The sequence below is a fragment of the Pseudomonas sp. CGJS7 genome, assembly GCF_036961695.1.
In genome coordinates this window covers 106,706-124,458 of sequence record NZ_JBAMDI010000004.1, presented here as the reverse complement: position 1 = coordinate 124,458, position 17,753 = coordinate 106,706, and the positions used below count along the sequence as shown (strand labels likewise).

Sequence of the window (17,753 nt, the reverse complement as noted above, 5' to 3'; positions counted from 1 at the left end):
GTATTTTTACACATATGGTTGAAATTCGCGATCTGCTTTTAGGGGCCCTGTAAGACTCAGCCGAGCGCCGGCGTGCGCGGCGGAATCATCCGGCGCGAGCCAGTCGACTCAAAGGCGGCAGCAAAACTCAGCAGCGCGTTGTCGCTATAGGCCTTCCCGGCAAAGGTCAGCCCCACCGGCATACCGATATCGGCCATCACGCCCATCGGCACGGTCACGGTCGGCACGCCCAGGTGACGGATTGCCAGGTTGCCGTTGGCTACCCAGATACCGTTGCTCCAGGCGATGTCCGCCGATACCGGGTTGATATCGGCATCGGCCGGGCCAACGTCGGCTACGGTGGGGAACAGCACCGCGTCCAGGCCCAGCTTGTCCATCCAGTCTTCCAGGTCCAGCTTGCGGGTCTGCTCCAGGCCGCGCAGGCCGTCGGGCAGGGTCTCGATCTGGTCCCAGGTCTTCAGGCCACGCTTGGCCATGTTGACGTACTCGTCCATGCCGGCAGCCAGGTCATCTTCACGGTTAGGCAAGGTGCCCGGGTCGTGGGGGAAGATCTTCAGCCCGTCGACATCGGCCAGGCGGTTAAGCTTGGGGTCATCGTTGGCGCGCAGGAAGTCGTCAAAGGCCCAGCCCGACAGTTCCCACAGTTCGTCATGCAGGAATGCCTTGCTGACGATGCCGCGGTTGTACACGGTCGGCGCACCTGGGCGGTCGCCTTCGCAGTTGGACACCAGCGGGAAGTCCACTTCCAGTACTTCGGCACCCGCTGCTTCCAGGGCCTGGCGTGCTTGTTGCCACAGGTCGATCACCGTGGCGCGGGTGTTGATGCGTTGGCCGGTCGGCCCGCCGATGCCTGGCTTCTCGGAGGTGCCTGCTTCGGGATCGGCATTTATATACATGCGGGGTACGCCAAAGCGCTTGCCCTTGAGCGCGCTGGCATCTACCGCCAGTTCAAGGTACGACGCCGGACGTACCGTCGAGGCAGCGGGGATCGGCACCCATGGCTGCAGGCGCCACAGGTCGCCGCGCTTGTCGGCGTCATCGGCTACCACCACGTCGAGGATTTCAAGGAGGTCGGCCATGGTGCGGGCATAGGGCACCACCACGTCCATGGTCGGCGTCAGCGGCCAGTTGCCACGCACCGAAATCACCCCGCGCGACGGGGTGTAGGCGCACAGGCCGTTGTTGGACGCCGGGCCACGGCCGCTGGACCAGGTTTCTTCGGCCAGGCCAAAGGCGCTGAAGCTGGCGGCGGTGGCGGTACCGGCACCGTTGGACGAGCCTGAGGCGAAGGGCGCGGTCAGGTAGTTGGCGTTGTACGGGCTTTCGGCGCGGCCATAGACGCCGCGCTGCATGCCACCGTTAGCCATGGGCGGCATGTTGGTCTTGCCCAGGCACACGGCACCGGCGGCGCGCAGGCGCTCGATGGTGAAGGCGTCGCGCTGGGCGACCAGGTCCTTGAAGGCAGGGCTGCCGGAGGCGGCAGTCAAGCCTTTGACCAGGTAGCTGTCCTTGGCGGTGTAGGGGATGCCGTCCAGCGGGCTAAGCACCTGGCCCTTGGCGCGGCGGGCGTCGGAGGCCTCGGCTTCTTTCAGCGCCTCCGGGTTGCGCACCACTACGGCGTTAAGGGCTGTGGCTGTGTCGGCGCCATCGTAGGCGTCCATGCGCGCCAGGTAGGCCTTGACCAGCTCGACCGCTGTCGTGCGGCCCGACTCGAGCGCGTCGCGCAGCTCGGCAATGGAAACCTCGGTTACCTCGATCATGCGTTCACCAAAAAATGTGCAGGTGGGGGCTAATGCGAGGAGTGTACAAGAAGGGCTTGGCCGACGCAGGTTTGCGCAGGGGCAAATGGTTTTATGCAGGGGGGCATTGTCGGGGGCATTCACAGGTTTTGCCCGGCCCATTGTGGGGGGCGGCCTTTCAGTCACCAAAGGGCCGCTCCCACACGGTTTGCGTCAACCTTCCAGGTCTGCGGCGCTATGGCGCTCCGGCACCTGGCTGTGTTCATCTCCCCAGGTACGGTTCACGCGTGTACCGCGCTGCACAGCAGGGCGCTGGGCGATGTCCTCGGCCCAGCGCTGTACGTTCGGGTACTCGTCAACCGCCAGGAACTGCGCGGCGTCATACAGGTTGCCGCGCACCAGCTGGCCATACCACGGCCACACGGCAATATCAGCGATACTGTATTCATCGCCGCCCAGATAACGGCTTTCGGCCAAGCGGCGATCAAGTACGTCCAGTTGACGCTTGGCCTCCATGGTGAAGCGGTTGATGGCGTACTCGAACTTTTCCGGTGCATACACGTAGAAGTGGCCAAAACCACCGCCCAGGTAAGGCGCCGCACCCATCTGCCAGAACAACCAGTTCAGGCATTCGGTGCGCGCAGCCGGCGATTTTGGCAGCAAAGCACCGAACTTCTCTGCCAGGTACAGCAGGATCGAGCCTGATTCGAACACCCGCACCGGCGGCTCCACGCTGCGGTCGAGCAGGGCAGGGATCTTCGAGTTGGGGTTGACCTGGACGAAGCCGCTGGAAAACTGATCACCCTCGCCGATGCGGATCAGCCAGGCATCGTATTCGGCACCGGCGTGGCCCAGGGCAAGCAGCTCTTCAAGGGCAATGGTGACCTTGACGCCATTGGGCGTGGCCAGGGAATACAGCTGCAGCGGGTGCTTGCCCAGCGGCAGGTCCTTGTCGTGAGTCGGGCCGGCTACCGGGCGGTTGATGCTGGCGAACTGGCCGCCGGAGGCTGCGTCGTTGCGCCAGACTTTGGGTGGCACGTAGGCAGGCTTGCTCATGCATGAATCTCCTTCAAAGGCGCGAAAACGGTCACGTGAAAACGTTGACCTGCATGTATGCCATGGGTTCGACACAATGCGCAAATGCACAGGGTGCAGGCGCAGCTTGCATGACGGCGGTTTCATCCAGTTTTCATCCGGCACAACGCCGGCCGGTTTTATGCTGGGTTATCACTTCGTCTTGCAAGGAACCGCTGGCCGATGACCCTTGCACGCTGCGTGTTGGCGCTGGTCCTGCTCGGCGGCCTGCTGGCCCGCGCCGAGGCCGCGCCGTGGGTTGCCGGCCTGCACCTTATGACCTTGACCGACCCGGTCGATAGCCGCCCGATGCAAGCCCTGGCGTTCTACCCGGCCGTTGGCAAAACCCGTATCAGCCGTATAGACGGGTATCCCGTCGACGTGGCCGAAGAGGCGCCCGTGGCCATGGGCCGATTCCCGTTGCTGGTGTTGTCTCACGGCAATACGGGCAGCCCACTGGCCTTGCATTACCTGGCAACGTCGTTGGCGCGCCAAGGGTTCGTGGTGGTGGCGGTGGTGCACCCGGGGGACAACGTGCGCGACCACAGTCGCCTTGGCACCCTGAGCAATCTTTATGGACGGCCGCTACAAGTCAGCGCGGCGATCACCGCAGCGCGCGGTGATGCAGTGGTCGGGCCTTATCTGAATGACGGCAAGGTGGGTGTGATTGGCTACTCGGCCGGCGGAGAAACCGCGTTGATCCTGTCTGGCGCACGCCCCGACCTGGAGCGTCTGCGTCAGTACTGCCTGGAGCGCCCGCATGACGCAGACGCCTGCAAGACCCACGGCATCCTGATTGCCGACCGCAGCGAACTGGCGCCCGAGACCGACCCGCGAGTGGGGGCGGTCATGTTGATGGCGCCGCTGAGCCTGTTGTTCGGGCGCCATGCGCTGGCCGGGGTGCAGGTACCCGCACTGATCTACAGTGGCGACAGCGATCAGCTTGTGGCAGTGGACCGTAATGCCGAGGCCCTGGCCCGCAAACTGCCGGTCACACCGGACTACCGCCTGTTGGCCGGTGCCGGGCATTTCGTGTTCATGGCCCACTGCGATGCCGAGCAGTACGCGCGAATGCCGGCGCTGTGCAAGGACGCCGACGGCGTCGACCGCCGGCATATCCATCATTCGCTGCAGCGAGAAACGGCAGCGTTCTTCAGCCAGGCGCTGGGGGCGCCAGCGCCGGCTCAGCGTTCAGCTGCGACGGGCGCGCCGCGCCAGCCACAACGTTAGGCCGACCCCGGCTAGGGCGAGCAGGGCAGCCACGCAGAAGATCGAGGCATACCCCAGGTGTACCGCCACGGCGCCCATCACCGGGCCGGCAATGGCCAAGGCCATGTCGAAGAACACAGCATAGGCGCCCAGCCCTGCGCCGCGGCTGCTGCTGGGGACTTGCTTGATCGCTTCCACGCCCAATGCCGGGTAAACCAGCGACAGCCCGAAACCGGTCAGCCCGGCGCCAACCAGCGCCCAGGGCGGCGAGGGCGCCAGCCACAGAAGGCTCAGGCCAAGCACTTCGGTGGCCATGCAGGCGACCGCCACGTTGTAGCCACCAAAGCGGTTGACCGCGTTGACGAACAGCAGGCGCGAAATGATGAAGCACACGCCAAACGCACTCAGGCACCAGGCCGCGCCGGCCCAACCGCGCTCGAGGTAATACAAGGTGACGAAGGTGGTCAAGGTGCCGTAGCCGATCGAGGCCAGGGTCAAACCCAGGCCACACGGGGCAACCCGGCCGAACGCCGACCAGAAGGGCAGGCGCTCGCCGCGCACCACGACCATGTCGGGGCGCTTGCGAAGCACCAGCAGGGCAAGGGTTGCCAGCACCAGCAAAGCCGGCCCCAGCACGCTGAAGTCCAGCCCGTCCACGGCCAGCACGCCAACTGGCGCACCGATGGCGATCGCGCCATAGGAGGCGATGCCGTTCCACGAGATGACCCTGGCAGTGTGTTCGGGGCCGACCTGGCTGATACCCCAGCTCAAGGTGGCCACGCCGATCAGCCCTTGGGCGATGCCCAGCAGCAAACGGCCACCGAGTAGCAGTGTCAGGCTCAGCAGCGGTAAGGTGAGGGTCCAGGCTGACAGCAACGTCAACACCCCGCAACCGGCAATCCCCAGCAGGCCAAAGCGGATGGCCTGTTTCCCTCCCAAGGTGTCCGCCACCCTGCCTGCAAAAGGGCGGCTCAGCAGCGTGGCCAGGTACTGCAGGCCAATGGTTACACCGGCGATCACAGCGCCAAAGCCGAGCTGGTCGTGCACATAGCTGGGCAGCACCGCGATCGGCAGGCCGATGCAGAGGAACGCAATGAAGGTATAGAAAACGATCGACAGGATCTGCAGGGTGATGTGCAGCGTGTTACTGGCGGGGGCAGGTTGTTGCGCGGTCATGGGCTCTTTCGCGGGCGGGCGGTTGGGCGTGGTCCCATCATGGCCGTTGCGCGAAGGAAAAGACAGCAGGCTAACGAATTATTCGTCGGGCCGTGCCGGTCGGTGGGATGGATGGTGGCCTCTTCGCGGGCTTGCCCGCTCCCACAGGGACCGCACAGGTATTGGACGCTTGTGGGGCCTTGGGAGAGCGGGCAAGCCCGCGAGGAGGCCCGGCCATCCGAGATGGCCAGGCCGTCCCATCAATCAGACCAGCACACCCTGGCTACGCAGGTAGTCGTCGTAGGTACCGCTGAAGTCCACCACACCATCGGCCGACAGCTCGATGATGCGCGTGGCCAGCGACGACACGAACTCGCGGTCGTGGCTGACGAACAGCAGGGTGCCCGGGTAGTTTTCCAGCGCCAGGTTCAGCGCTTCGATCGATTCCATGTCCAGGTGGTTGGTCGGCTCGTCCATCACCAGCACGTTCGGTTTCTGCAGGATCAGCTTGCCGAACAGCATGCGACCTTGTTCACCACCGGAAATCACCTTCACCGACTTGAGGATCTCGTCGTTGGAGAACAGCATGCGCCCCAGGGTGCCGCGGATCACCTGCTCACCAGAGGTCCACTGGCCCATCCAGTCGAACAGGGTCATGTCGTCTTCGAAGTCGTGGGCGTGGTCCTGGGCGTAGTAGCCCACTTCGGCGCTGTCGGTCCACTTCACCGAGCCCGCATCCGGGGTCATCTCGCCGACCAGGGTGCGCAGCAGGGTGGTCTTGCCAATACCGTTGGGGCCGATGATCGCAACGCGCTCGCCCGCTTCGACGGTGATGTCGAAGTTCTTGAACAGCACCTTGTCGTCGAAGGCTTTGGCCATTTTCTCGACGACCACGGCCTGGCGGTGCAGTTTCTTCGCCTGTTCGAAACGAATGAACGGGCTGACGCGGCTGGACGGCTTGACCTCGGCCAGCTGGATCTTGTCGATCTGCTTGGCACGTGAAGTGGCCTGCTTGGCTTTGGAGGCGTTGGCCGAGAAGCGGCTGACGAAGGTCTGCAGCTCGGCGATCTGGGCTTTCTTCTTGGCGTTGTCCGACAGCAGCTGCTCACGCGACTGGGTGGCTGCGGTCATGTACTCGTCATAGTTGCCCGGGAACAGGCGCAGCTCGCCGTAATCCAGGTCAGCCATGTGGGTGCAGACGCTGTTGAGGAAGTGCCGGTCGTGGGAAATGATGATCATGGTGCTGTTACGCGCCGTGAGGATCGTTTCCAGCCAGCGGATGGTGTTGATGTCCAGGTGGTTGGTCGGTTCGTCGAGCAGCAGCACGTCCGGGTCCGAGAACAGCGCCTGGGCCAGCAGGACACGCAGCTTCCAGCCCGGTGCCACTTCGCTCATCGGGCCGAAGTGCTGCTCCAGCGGAATACCCAGGCCCAGCAGCAGTTCACCGGCGCGGGACTCGGCGGTGTAGCCGTCCATTTCGGCGAATTCGGTTTCCAGCTCGGCGACGGCCATGCCGTCTTCTTCGGTCATTTCCGGCAGCGAGTAGATACGGTCACGCTCGGCCTTGACTTTCCACAGCTGGCCGTGGCCCATGATCACCGTGTCGATCACGGTGAATTCCTCGTAGGCGAACTGGTCCTGGCGCAGCTTGCCCAGGCGGGTATTCGGCTCGAGCATGACCTGGCCTGCGGACGGCTCCAGGTCACCGCCGAGGATTTTCATGAAGGTCGACTTGCCGCAACCGTTGGCGCCGATCAGGCCGTAGCGGTTGCCGTTGTTGAATTTGACGGAAACGTTTTCGAACAGCGGCTTGGAGCCGAACTGCATGGTGATGTTAGCGGTAGAAATCAAGTGCTTGTCCTGCGGGGGTTCCAGAGGTGTATTTAGGCCCTGTCGTCAGTCTTGGGCCAATTTTGGGCCAATTCGACTCGGGGCGGCAGCTTCTCCAGCTCCCTCCAGTCCGAGGAGGAGCTGATCCATTTCGCGTAGGTAGAGAGCAACATCTCGACGCTGTGGCCAAGCTGGCTCGCGATGAACGCGGGGTTCATCCCAGGCATCAGGCATAGGGTGGCGTAGGTGTGGCGGGTGTCGTACTGACGGCGTTCACGGATGTTCAGCGCCTTCAGCGCCGATTTGAAGGGGCGGATTGTAACACTTGGCTCGTTGATCCACAGCCCACCTTTGCTAGGTTGGAACACGAAGGGGCTAGTCAGGTGGGCCGACTTGGACGCCATGCGACGAAGGGTAGCCATTCGCTGGGCCTGGTTGATGGCGCTCAATGCGCGCTCGTTTAACAGGACCACCCGATGATGCTTGGTTTTCGTCTGGTCAGGTTTTCGCTTTGGATTGATCGCGGTCGGTTGTGATTATCAGCTTTCGACCTTTATCGGCCTCTCGTGAAAGAGTGTCTCCCCCCTCTATTGATAGCGTCGATTGGAAGCCATTGCTAAACAACGGAAGCAGTCGTATTCAAAACATCTAGTCTTGATGCTTGATAACAGCACTGCATCTGATAGGGAAGTTGACTGAGTTGGCAATAAAACATTCGTGGTGAGCATCGTCATGCAGGCGTCTTGCAAGATCCAGATTTGACTGGCTGCTGATAATGACCTGAGGCCTTAACTCAGCGTCTTTGAAATGGCCCTTGCGCTGGCCATCCCCTTCAAGCATCCGGCCCACCGGGTAGTCGACATATTCCAAGACGTTCACGTTGTTGACTGCGCACAGATGAAGATACCAAAGCTTGTGGCAGGCCGAGATCGAGGCCAGCAACATGTCTTCAGGGTTCCAGCGTTCAGGGTTCCCGCGAAAGGCGGGGTCGGCAGAGCCAAGGATCGGTGCCTTGCCTGGAGCCTCCACGTTGAAGTCTCTCTGGTATGCCGTGTAACTGGCAGTGCCTTCACCCGTGTTACCTATCCAATTTACCGTGACAGCGTAATGGTGTTCTTTCATGGTCACTCCTGTGTCGAAAGATGGCCGGAAAATCTTGCCCATCGCTTGGGTGCTGTTATCTTGCTCTCGATTGAGGGCTCTCCACCAGCATCCAGTGTTTGCAGCGACGCATGAGCAATCCGAGCACATGCAATGATCCGAACTGCGAATAGTCCTGATTGCTGATTTTCTCGTGCTCTCTGTCGTGTCCTGGGCTTGAGGGTATCGAAACCCTATCTCAAGCTTGGGGCCTCAACACGCAAAATGGTGCTTCAGCTCAACGGAGCCTTCGCCGCCGCCTCGATCGCGTCGAGGTCCAACTCAATTGTTTCGGGCATGACGATTCCTTGGCCGCTCTTGCGACCGGCCTGTGCTTTAATGGGCGATTGTTGAAATGGATTTTTCTAGCGAGGGATAACGCTTATGTTTGCTGTCGGAATTGCGCTTCTTGCCGTTGGATTAGGCACTTCAAATCCTGGGCTCTGGATACCGGGCGCCGCGCTCATGGCTGCCTGCGTCGTGAAACGAGCACGCAGCTGACCCCTTGGCCCCCATATCGCGGCAGTGAATAGAGGGGGAAGGGGACAGGGGTTACACAGAAAGAGTACGGATTTGCCCTCAGATCAGAAGGACCTGCGCTGCGGTGCGGTCGTCCCTCAGCTTTTGCCCGGACGTGCGCCCACCTGGATCTGTGTGTAAGAAAGTGAAGCCTGTCGACCCGCACGGCGGCTCCGTATTGACTCACCGTGTTCTCTCATCTGGATAAAAAAATGTAATACACACCTTAAGCAGTGGATTCATTGGAACAGCTGTGTATTCTGTCTCTCCAGTCAAGAATATGAGTTCTAGGTCCGTTCCATGCGTAATCGCGGCAAAATCTATTGGGAATGGGCCAATTCTGCGTTGCATTCCCGCAACTACGATGAGCGCCTTCCCTGCGGCACTTTAATCAACATCCAAGCCCGACTCTCACTTGAAAACGCCACTCAACTTTTCTTGGGTATCTACGGGAAAAAAGGCGTGCTCTTGCTCGAAGAGGTACACCCTGACTGCCGTGGACAGAAACTGTCCGCGGCGATGGCCTGGGCGCTCGAGCGTGCTCACGACTGGGTCGCCAAGGCGTTTCCTGCGCCCAAGGCACCAGGGCCTGAACCACTCCCGCGCAGAGGCTCGCGTCTTCACGGATAACGATGCAGGGAAAACGGAACGCTCGTCAGATCGCTTGAGTCGTATCTCCATCAAAAGCGCATTGAGGCGCCCAGTTGGAGAAAGTGATGAGCCTTCAGTCCACCAGTCATGACCTTTACGTGCATTCCTACCTTGGTTACCAGGCATCGATTTACGTGCTGTGGGAGTCGAGCGTCGAATTTCCCACGGGGATGTTGGTCGAGGTAGGGAAGCCGGGCGCAACGGCGCGAACCCTGCGTGTGAGTCGACCATTCTCCTCTTCGACAGAAGCCATTCTCGAAGGGAAGGTTATGGCTGAACAGTACGTGGAAAGTCAGAAAAGCGGAGCTTGTGCTGCCAGGTGAGTTCGCCGAGGTCTGATCGGACCCACCGCAACCACGGGCAGGTCGACCGCCTGCGAATCTGTGCAGCTGTTGATAACGGTATTCCCTGTTCATCGAGTCGAGCCATTTCAACAGTAACCGCTTGCGTAAGTGCCGTTGTGGACGGTGGTGTTACCAGTCGTCGTGCTGCGCGGGTTCCAAAGTCGACCCGGTCCCCGAGTCGAAACCCTGCACATCAGTGGTCGATGATGTTGCGCTGCCGGTACTTGGGCCGGCATGGTCTACTACCGCTTCACTGAAGCGGCTCTATCAGCGCGGCGCCTTGGTTGCGCACATTGCCAATGGCTGTGCTCACTCGATACCACTCGAAGGCCTCGGCTGGCTCGCCCAGGTTGAGCGCCATTTGCTCGGCTTGTTCGCCCGGCGTCGCGGGTTGCATCCACTCACGCGCAAGGTCTGGGGCCAAAACCACTGGCCTGCGGTCGTGCACATCTACCATTCCGCCCCGGGCATCGGCCGTAATGATGACGAACCCGTCATGCTCGCTGCCAGCGAACTGGCCGATGCTGGCGCAAAGGGAAGGGCGCCCGTCCCGGCGTCGGATGTAGTACGGCTGTTTCTTCGGTCCGCCTTCATCGACCCATTCATACCAGCCGTCGATCGGCGTTATGCCTCGGTGGGGCCAGATCGCCCGGAAGAAGGGGCCGTGTGCCACCTTTTCGACCCTGGCGTTAATCGGCGCAGCACGATCGGTCGCCCAATGCGGCCGCCAGCCCCATCTCACCAGGTCCGCCCGCGGGCCTGCTTCATCCATTCGCAGCACTGCCACCAGCGTGGTCGGCGCGACGTTGTACCGGCCAAGTGGCTGGTCGCCGACGTTGTTCCGCCAGGCCTCTGGCAGGCTCAGGGTTTCGACAAAGTCGTGTATGCCTCGGTACTGACTCAACCTTCCACACATGCGCGGCCCTCCTGCCAGAGCAAGCATAGCGCTTGGGTGTATTGCCGGTGTGGAGGGGCGACGGCGTGCCGTACGCGCAGTCCTGGCAGTGCAGGGCTGAATGAACGCCCCACCGCCATTCAGCACGGCGCCAAGTCTGATCTTCCAGGCGTTATAGGCTCGTTCGAGGGGACCCGAACGAAAATGCAGTACTTACCACCCTCCATCGATTCAAAGGCCACCAGCTTTTCCACCAGCGCGGCGCTCAAAACCTTGCCGGCGTTAAGCAGCAACATGCCGTTGTCGGCGTTCAGGTTGCGCGCAAGCACCATTCCCGGCGCCAGGTCACGGGTGGTACACACCTGGACTTCAGGGTCCACCAGGGTGAGATCGCTGTGGAACGAGGCGCAAACCTGGACGAAATCCTCAAGGAGTGCTGGGTCATACAACCGGCCGGCGTACTTGCGCAGGTAGAGCAAGGCCTCGTCACTGTTCATCTGCCGTTCAAGAATCAAACCCCGTTGCAGCTCAACGAAGTCCACGGCCAGCTTGAGCAAGCGAGCGCCGAACGGGATAGCTTCACCCTTGAGCCGGTCGGGGAAACCGCTGCCGTCCCAGTGCTCCTGGTGATGCAGGATCAGGCGCGCGGCATCTTTCATGGGCTCGAGGGTCATCAGCAGCGCTTCACTTTGGCGTGGGTAGTCGCGATAGCGGTCGCGGTCGCTGTGCATCAACTGGTCCGAAGGGGCAACGATCATGCTATCCGGCCAACTCAATTTGCCTATGTTGTACAGCGCCGCAGCCATGGCCAGATCGCGGCTGATCGCCTCGTCCAAGGCGTGGACCCTACAGTAGCAACGCACCAGTTCGATGATCTGTCGATTGGTCTGCTTGGCTGGAGGCAGCCGCAGATTAGCCAGCATCGAGAACACCTCGGTCCCGGTCACATAGCTGTGTTTCAGTTCTTCGTAGGCCAGATCGAGCATGTCAGCGGTCTGCTGCAGCTCCGCGGTACGGGCTGCAACGCGTTTCTCCAGGTCGTTATTGAGCAGTCTCAACTGGGCGTTCTGCCGACGTGCCAGCAGCTCCAGGCGTTGGCGCTCGCGTTCGGAATGCTGGTGCTCCAGGGCCTGGCGCAAGGTCAGTAGCAATTCGTCGTCGTTCCAGGGCTTACTGATGTAACGGTGGATCTGACCGTCATTGACGGCCTTGATGATTGCGCTCGGGTCGGCGTAGCCGGTCAGCAAGATCCTGACGGTCGATGGGTGATGCTGATTGATCTGTGCCAACAAGGTGGCGCCGTCCATACCAGGCATGCGCGCATCGCTCATCACCAGGTCTACCGGGCCCTCGGCCATCTGCGCCAGTGCCTGTTCGCCGCTGGTCGCCAGCTTCACGTCATAGGGTTGGCCACGCAATAGCCGACGCAGACTGCTAAGGATCGACTCCTCGTCGTCCACTAGCAACACGGTCGGCCGATAGGGTGGGTTCGGGTTCGGTTGCACTTCCATGGCAGGCCTCACGCGGTCGATCTATGGAGGCACTCGAGCTCAACGAGTGCTTAGGTCAAAGGCTAGATCATTTTTCCGCGACAGGTGTCGGAGCAAGGCGTGGCGGGTGGCAGGCAAATTGTCTGGAAGGCATCTAACCTGACGGCATGGCACCACCCTTCTGTATATCCGTAAGCCCAGGGAAAAGGATTCTCCCGGATGTTCGCGCAGACAACCTGTCGTTTTCGTTCCGTTCTTCACCCGCAGCGCTTGCGACGTTGCCTGAGCCTGTGGGTGCTACTCGTTCTGAGTGTGGACAGCGGGGCCGAGCTGCTGGACGAGCCGCTCAAGCCACTGCCTCCGATTCCCGCTCTGGCACCTGGGCGTGTCGAGCTGGGCCGCCAGTTGTTCAACGATCCGCGGTTGTCGCGCAACGGCACACTGTCCTGCGCCAGTTGTCACCGTCTGGACACGTACGGGGTCGATGGCCGGGCGTTCTCCATGGGTGCAGATGGCCTGCCGCTTACGCTCAATACGCCAACGGTACTCAATGCCAGCCTTAATTTCCGGCAGTTCTGGGATGGCCGGGTCGAGTCACTCGAGGAGCAGGGGGATGCCGTGATCACCAGCGCTCACGAGATGGGCGGAGACTGGCGCGTGATCGAGCAGCGCATCGCCGCAGACGTGCGTTACCGCCAGGCGTTCAAGGATGCCTACCTGGACGCGGTGACAAAGGACAACATCCTCAGCGCGTTGGCCGATTACCAAAGGACGCTACTTACCCCCGGCGCACGCTTCGATCGTTACCTGCAGGGCGATACCGAGGCGCTCACCCTGGACGAAAAATACGGCTACCAGCGCTTCAAGGACTATGGCTGCATCGCCTGCCACCAAGGGGTGAATATTGGGGGCAACATGTTCCAGAAATTTGGCGTGTTCGGCGACTACATCGCTGACCGCGGCAACCCCACCGAGGCGGATCAGGGCCGCTTCAACGTGACCGCAGAGGAGGCCGACCGGGGGGTGTTCAAAGTGCCGAGCCTGCGCAATGTGGCGATGACCGCGCCCTATTTTCACGATGGCTCGGCGCCTACGCTGGAGCGTGCGATCGACGTGATGTTCCAGTATCAGCTTGGACGAATCCCAAGCGATGAGGACCGCAGGCTCATCACGCTGTTCCTCAAAACCCTTACTGCTGAAAAGGCGGGTCAGCCATGAGGGTGATTTCCCGGCGTACAAGCCTGATTCTATTCAGTGGGTTGGTCTTTGTACTGGCGTCGATGCTGCTGTACTTGTACCTGAATTCCGGGTCAGAGCAGACCCAGACCTACAACGAATCCCGAGATCTCATTCGTCAGCTCAAGCAACAGGATGCTGTATGGGAAAACGAGGTGCTCAAGGCCCGGGTAGCCGTCTCCCATAACTACGATCCACTTGTGATTCCTCTCAAGGAGATGAAGCGGCTGTGGGCACGATTCGACCGCCGGGAAGCCGAGCAAGGGCGCGATGACTCAGACCAGTGGCGCGATGCCCATGACGGTTTTCTTTCTGCGTTCGGGGAAAAGGCTCGGCTCGTGGAGCAATTCAAGTCGCATAATGCCTTGCTGCGAAATTCGTTGGCATTTCTACCCACCGCCGAGGACGGTATTCAGGCCCAGATCAACACCATGCTGGCCCCGAATCGGCAGGAGGTACACGGATTCGTCACTGACACCTATGACCTCTTGCTGAGTGCCCTGGAGTTCGCGCAGGTTACCTCTGTGGAAAGGGCTGCCGAGATAGAGGTGGGGTTAGGCAACTTGGCTGTTAACACGGAGAACCTGCCCAAAGAATTCCAGACGCCCCTCAATCTGTTGAGCAATCACGTGGCGTTGATCCTGCGCGAGCAACCTGTCGTCAACCGCCTGCTCGAGCAGATCGAGGCGATCCCGGTTGCCGAGCGCCTGGATACGATCACCAGCCTTTTGGACAGGGATCAACAGCAGGTTGAAAAGATCAACCGTAAAAACCATCTCTACACGTTATGGCTATCAGGCTTGCTGATGTTCTCGGTCATTTGCCTGGCAGGGCTGCTGGTGCGCAGTTTCGCCGAGGTGAGACGGGTCAACAACGCATTGCAAAGCGCCAATGACGTCCTGGAACAGCGGGTCGAGGAACGCACCCTGGCGCTCCGGAACGCTCAGAGCGAGCTGTTCAACGCCGCGCGCCAGGCAGGTATGGCGGAGATCGCCACCAATGTGTTGCATAACGTGGGCAACGTGCTCAACAGCGTGAACACATCCTCTGATCTCATCGCTCGAACGTTGCGCAGCAGCAAAACCCAGGGTTTGGGCAAGGCCATGCAACTGTTTCGCGAGCATGCCACTGACATCGGTCGGTTTCTCGACGAGGATCCCAGAGGCCGGTTGCTTCCTGGCTACCTCAACCAGCTGACCGAGGCGATCGCCGATGAACAGAAGGAGATGGCGATCGAGCTGGAACGAATGAACAAGAGCATCGACCACATCAAGGAAGTGGTGGCCACCCAGCAATCCTATGCCGGCGCTAAAAATGTGCCAGAGCCGCTGTCGGTCAACGACCTGGTCGAGGACGCGCTGCGCATGAACGCAGGCGCGTTGACCCGGCATCAAGTGAGGGTAGTGCGCGACTTCGCAGATCTGCCTATGGTGATGGGCGACCGGCATCGGCTGTTGCTGATTCTGATCAACCTGATCAGCAACGCCAAGTACGCCATGTCCGGCCCCGGCAGCGACCCGCGGACGATGATCCTCAGGACGCGCATCGTTGAGGGGGGCTTCCTGGAAATGAGCGTGCTGGACGAAGGCGAAGGCATTGCCCCTGAAAACCTGCAGAAGATCTTTGCCCATGGCTTCACCACGCGCAAGGACGGGCATGGCTTCGGCTTGCACAGTTGTGCCCTGGCCGCCATCGAGATGAATGGTCACCTGACCGCACACAGCGACGGCCCTGGCTTGGGTGCTGTCTTTACCCTGAGGATCCCGCTGATCGCGGTGACGGAGCCTGCATGAGTGACATGATCAATCGCCGGATCCTGCTGATCGATGACATGCCGACTATCCACGAGGACTTTCGCAAGATCCTTGCCCCGGCCAGATCGCAGAACTCTGAGCTGGACGAGATGGAAGGGTTGTTGTTCGGCGAGCAGGTCAAGAACGAACGACCGGTATTCGAACTCGATTCAGCCTATGGCGGTGAGGAAGGTCTCGGCCTGCTGAAGCGTGCGCTGCAGGCCAGCAAGCCCTACGCGTTAGCCTTCGTCGACATGCGAATGCCAGGTGGATGGGATGGCGCTCAGACCATTGAGCACCTGTGGGAAGAGGACCCGCTGTTGCAGGTAGTTGTCTGCACTGCCTACTCGGACTATTCCTGGGATGAGTTGCTCGACCGGCTGCAGGCCCACGATCGCTTGCTGATCCTGAAAAAACCGTTCGACAACATCGAGGTCCAGCAAATGGCCAGCACCTTGCTGACCAAGTGGGAAATGACCCAACGAGCCTCGCTGAAAATGCACCAGCTCGAACAGCGGGTAGAGCGGCGTACCCAGCAACTGACCCAGGCCAGCGAGGCGCTGCAGCTGGAGATCGAGGAGCGCAAGCAGCTGGAAAGCCAACTGGTGCAATCGGAGAAGCTCGCCTCGTTGGGGCAGATGGCCGCCGGCGTAGCGCACGAGATCAACAATCCGATCGGTTTCGTGTCCTCCAACCTGGGCACTCTGGGAGGGTACTTCCAGCAACTGGCAGCGATGCTCGACGCCTATCGCGAGGCCGAACTGATGCTCGGCGCAAACGAAACCACTGGGCGCTTGCAAAGGCTTCGTGAGCAGACGGAACTGGAGTTCCTCATGGAAGACATCCCGATCCTCATCAAGGAGTCCAAGGACGGAATCGGTCGAGTGGCGCATATCGTCAAGGACCTCAAAGACTTCTCGCGCGTTGATAGCGCTCAGCAGTGGCAATTAGCCGATTTGCAGCAGGGCATTGACTCCACGCTTAACATCGTCGCGAGCGAGCTGAAACATAAAGCCGACCTGGTAAAACGGTACCAACCGTTACCCCCTGTCGAATGCCTGCCGTCGCAGATCAACCAAGTGATAATGAACCTGGTGCTCAACGCCGCCCAAGCCATGGGCCCCGAGCGGGGCACCATCACATTGGGCACTGCTCATCAAGGCGCCTGGGTGTGCATCGAAGTTGCAGACACAGGCGCGGGGATAGCACCGGAGAACATCAAGAAAATCTTCGATCCTTTTTTCACCACCAAGCCCGTCGGCCAAGGTACAGGGCTAGGCCTGTCCCTTTCCTATGGCATTGTAAAGAAACACGGTGGGGAGATAACCGTATCAAGCCAGGTCGGAGTGGGAACAACGTTTCGTGTACAACTGCCGGTAAAGCAGAGCGCAACGCTGTGATGGCGCACGCGTTCTAGCTCTGGCTGGCATGAAGTGCACGGCCCCGACGAGGGGAGTGCTCGCTTGGGTCGGCTTGCGCACTGATTCAAAGAACCCTGCATTGTGCTATGGGGGAGCGGCGCAGTCTGTGATAATGGGCAATGACAAGGGCCCTATCATGCTGACTATCTCCAATAACGTGCATCTGCCAGATGCCGAAATCGAACTCACATACATCCGCGCGCAAGGCGCGGGTGGGCAGAATGTCAACAAAGTGTCCAGCGCGGTACACCTGCGCTTCGACATCCCGGCCTCATCGTTGCCCGAGTTTTACAAGGCGCGGCTGCTGGCGCTGCGTGACAGTCGCATCACCGGCGACGGCGTGTTGATCATCAAGGGCCAGCAGTACCGCACTCAGGAGCAAAACCGTGTTGACGCATTGGCGCGTCTTGCCGAGTTGATCATCACCGCAGGCAAGACCGAAAAGAAACGCCGCCCCACCAAGCCGACCCTCGGCTCGAAGACCCGCCGCCTCGAAGGAAAAGCCAGGCGGAGCACTGTCAAGGCGGGGCGGGGGAAGGTGGAGTTCTAGTGTCTGTATGAACAGCGTTGAGACGAAGTTCAGGCAAGGCGAAAACAGCCGAGGAAGCGGAGTTTACGGGTTGTAATTGAGCATTCCGGGGCTGTTTTCAACGCGGCCTTACCGAGTATCAAGGTATTTCATACAGCGCCAAGAAGGAGATATACCCAATGTCGTCGAGCTGACGGTAGATCTTTGCCGCTGATTTTTAATTTTGGTTTGAACTTGAACTGCGTTAGGATTCTCTAAACAGCATCCACGTATTCAGGAGTATGCACATGTCGCGTTTGGCAGAGTTTAGACAGCTTGAACAGAAGTTGGCGGCCCAGTTGGCCGAACTGGAAGCCATGAAAAGCAGCGGTGAGCTTCAGAAAGAGATCGAGTTCGAGACCAAGCTGCGTGACCTGCTAAGCAAATACGGTTACAGCCTGCGCGATATCATCAACATCCTGGATCCTCAGGCCAGTCGCCGGTCCGCAGCTCCTGCGGCTACAGAGAAAGCCCCACGCCGTGCTCGGCAAGTGAAGCAGTACAAGAACCCGCATAATGGAGAGGTCATCGAGACCAAGGGTGGCAACCACAAGCTGCTCAAGGAATGGAAAGCCCAGTACGGGGCAGAAGAAGTGGAATCCTGGGTGTCCTGATTTGTGCTGATGTCGCCCTCATTGCACTAGCTGAAACACTTTGTCCCTTTTCGAGGAAGCGACAGCGTCGCCTCC

At 60.4% G+C, this 17,753-nt stretch carries 15 protein-coding genes; 7 read left to right on the top strand and 8 right to left on the bottom strand.

Annotated elements, in window-relative coordinates; translation table 11 throughout:
- Positions 1–56: 56 nt before the first annotated feature.
- Both V7787_RS04640 and yghU read right to left on the bottom strand, forming a co-directional pair.
- On the bottom strand, positions 57–1,760 hold the full coding sequence (locus V7787_RS04640; protein ID WP_198747063.1) for an amidase: 1,704 nt from the start codon (positions 1,758–1,760) through the stop codon (positions 57–59).
- A 192-nt stretch (positions 1,761–1,952) separates the two neighbouring features.
- A complete protein-coding gene (gene yghU / locus V7787_RS04635) occupies positions 1,953–2,795 on the bottom strand; it encodes a glutathione-dependent disulfide-bond oxidoreductase (RefSeq protein WP_121783602.1) in 843 nt (280 codons plus the stop codon).
- Positions 2,796–2,996: 201 nt separating this feature from the next.
- Here yghU and V7787_RS04630 point away from each other — a divergent pair, with 201 nt between their 5' ends.
- On the top strand, positions 2,997–4,043 hold the full coding sequence (locus V7787_RS04630; protein WP_064490685.1) for an alpha/beta hydrolase family protein: 1,047 nt from the start codon (positions 2,997–2,999) through the stop codon (positions 4,041–4,043).
- Here V7787_RS04630 and V7787_RS04625 read toward each other — a convergent pair.
- From V7787_RS04625 to V7787_RS04610, 4 genes are all read right to left on the bottom strand, one after another.
- Positions 4,005–5,198 carry an MFS transporter gene (locus V7787_RS04625; RefSeq protein WP_076402995.1) on the bottom strand — a complete coding sequence of 398 codons (1,194 nt, stop codon included), beginning with the start codon at positions 5,196–5,198 and terminating at the stop codon, positions 4,005–4,007. The two genes, V7787_RS04630 and V7787_RS04625, sit on opposite strands and share 39 nt — an antisense overlap.
- Before the next feature lie 243 nt (positions 5,199–5,441).
- On the bottom strand, positions 5,442–7,028 hold the full coding sequence (locus tag V7787_RS04620) for an ABC-F family ATPase (RefSeq protein ID WP_010953836.1): 1,587 nt from the start codon (positions 7,026–7,028) through the stop codon (positions 5,442–5,444).
- Positions 7,029–7,060: 32 nt separating this feature from the next.
- The gene (locus V7787_RS04615) at positions 7,061–7,480 is read right to left on the bottom strand and encodes a hypothetical protein (protein ID WP_064490633.1); all 420 of its coding nucleotides are present in this window, start codon (positions 7,478–7,480) and stop codon (positions 7,061–7,063) included.
- Positions 7,481–7,655: 175 nt separating this feature from the next.
- Complete coding sequence (locus tag V7787_RS04610) at positions 7,656–8,129, bottom strand: OsmC family protein (RefSeq protein ID WP_017147656.1); 474 nt, start codon at positions 8,127–8,129, stop codon at positions 7,656–7,658.
- A 1,253-nt stretch (positions 8,130–9,382) separates the two neighbouring features.
- Here V7787_RS04610 and V7787_RS04600 point away from each other — a divergent pair.
- On the top strand, positions 9,383–9,640 hold the full coding sequence (locus V7787_RS04600; protein WP_020189883.1) for a hypothetical protein: 258 nt from the start codon (positions 9,383–9,385) through the stop codon (positions 9,638–9,640).
- A 271-nt stretch (positions 9,641–9,911) separates the two neighbouring features.
- Here V7787_RS04600 and V7787_RS04595 read toward each other — a convergent pair whose 3' ends face one another.
- Together V7787_RS04595 and V7787_RS04590 are read right to left on the bottom strand one after the other, a co-directional pair.
- The gene (locus V7787_RS04595; protein WP_064490631.1) at positions 9,912–10,577 is read right to left on the bottom strand and encodes an SOS response-associated peptidase; all 666 of its coding nucleotides are present in this window, start codon (positions 10,575–10,577) and stop codon (positions 9,912–9,914) included.
- 119 nt (positions 10,578–10,696) lie between these two features.
- Positions 10,697–12,067, bottom strand: a complete 1,371-nt coding sequence (locus V7787_RS04590) for an HD domain-containing phosphohydrolase (RefSeq protein WP_198747055.1) — start codon at positions 12,065–12,067, stop codon at positions 10,697–10,699.
- A gap of 198 nt (positions 12,068–12,265) precedes the next feature.
- Between V7787_RS04590 and V7787_RS04585 the strand changes: the two genes are divergently transcribed.
- From V7787_RS04585 to V7787_RS04565, 5 genes are all read left to right on the top strand, one after another.
- Positions 12,266–13,264: a cytochrome-c peroxidase gene (locus V7787_RS04585; protein ID WP_064490630.1), complete on the top strand. Its 999-nt coding sequence runs from the start codon at positions 12,266–12,268 to the stop codon at positions 13,262–13,264.
- Positions 13,261–15,075, top strand: a complete 1,815-nt coding sequence (locus V7787_RS04580) for a DAHL domain-containing protein (RefSeq protein ID WP_064490629.1) — start codon at positions 13,261–13,263, stop codon at positions 15,073–15,075. Before V7787_RS04585 ends, V7787_RS04580 begins: the two co-directional genes overlap by 4 nt.
- Entirely contained in the window at positions 15,072–16,475 is a 1,404-nt protein-coding gene (locus V7787_RS04575) for an ATP-binding protein (protein ID WP_064490628.1), read from the top strand. The genes V7787_RS04580 and V7787_RS04575 overlap by 4 nt, the downstream gene beginning before the upstream one ends.
- A 157-nt stretch (positions 16,476–16,632) precedes the next feature.
- A complete protein-coding gene (gene arfB, locus V7787_RS04570) occupies positions 16,633–17,046 on the top strand; it encodes an alternative ribosome rescue aminoacyl-tRNA hydrolase ArfB (protein WP_010953846.1) in 414 nt (137 codons plus the stop codon).
- Positions 17,047–17,312: 266 nt separating this feature from the next.
- The gene (locus tag V7787_RS04565; protein WP_014591145.1) at positions 17,313–17,678 is read left to right on the top strand and encodes a histone-like nucleoid-structuring protein, MvaT/MvaU family; all 366 of its coding nucleotides are present in this window, start codon (positions 17,313–17,315) and stop codon (positions 17,676–17,678) included.
- Positions 17,679–17,753: the final 75 nt, after the last annotated feature.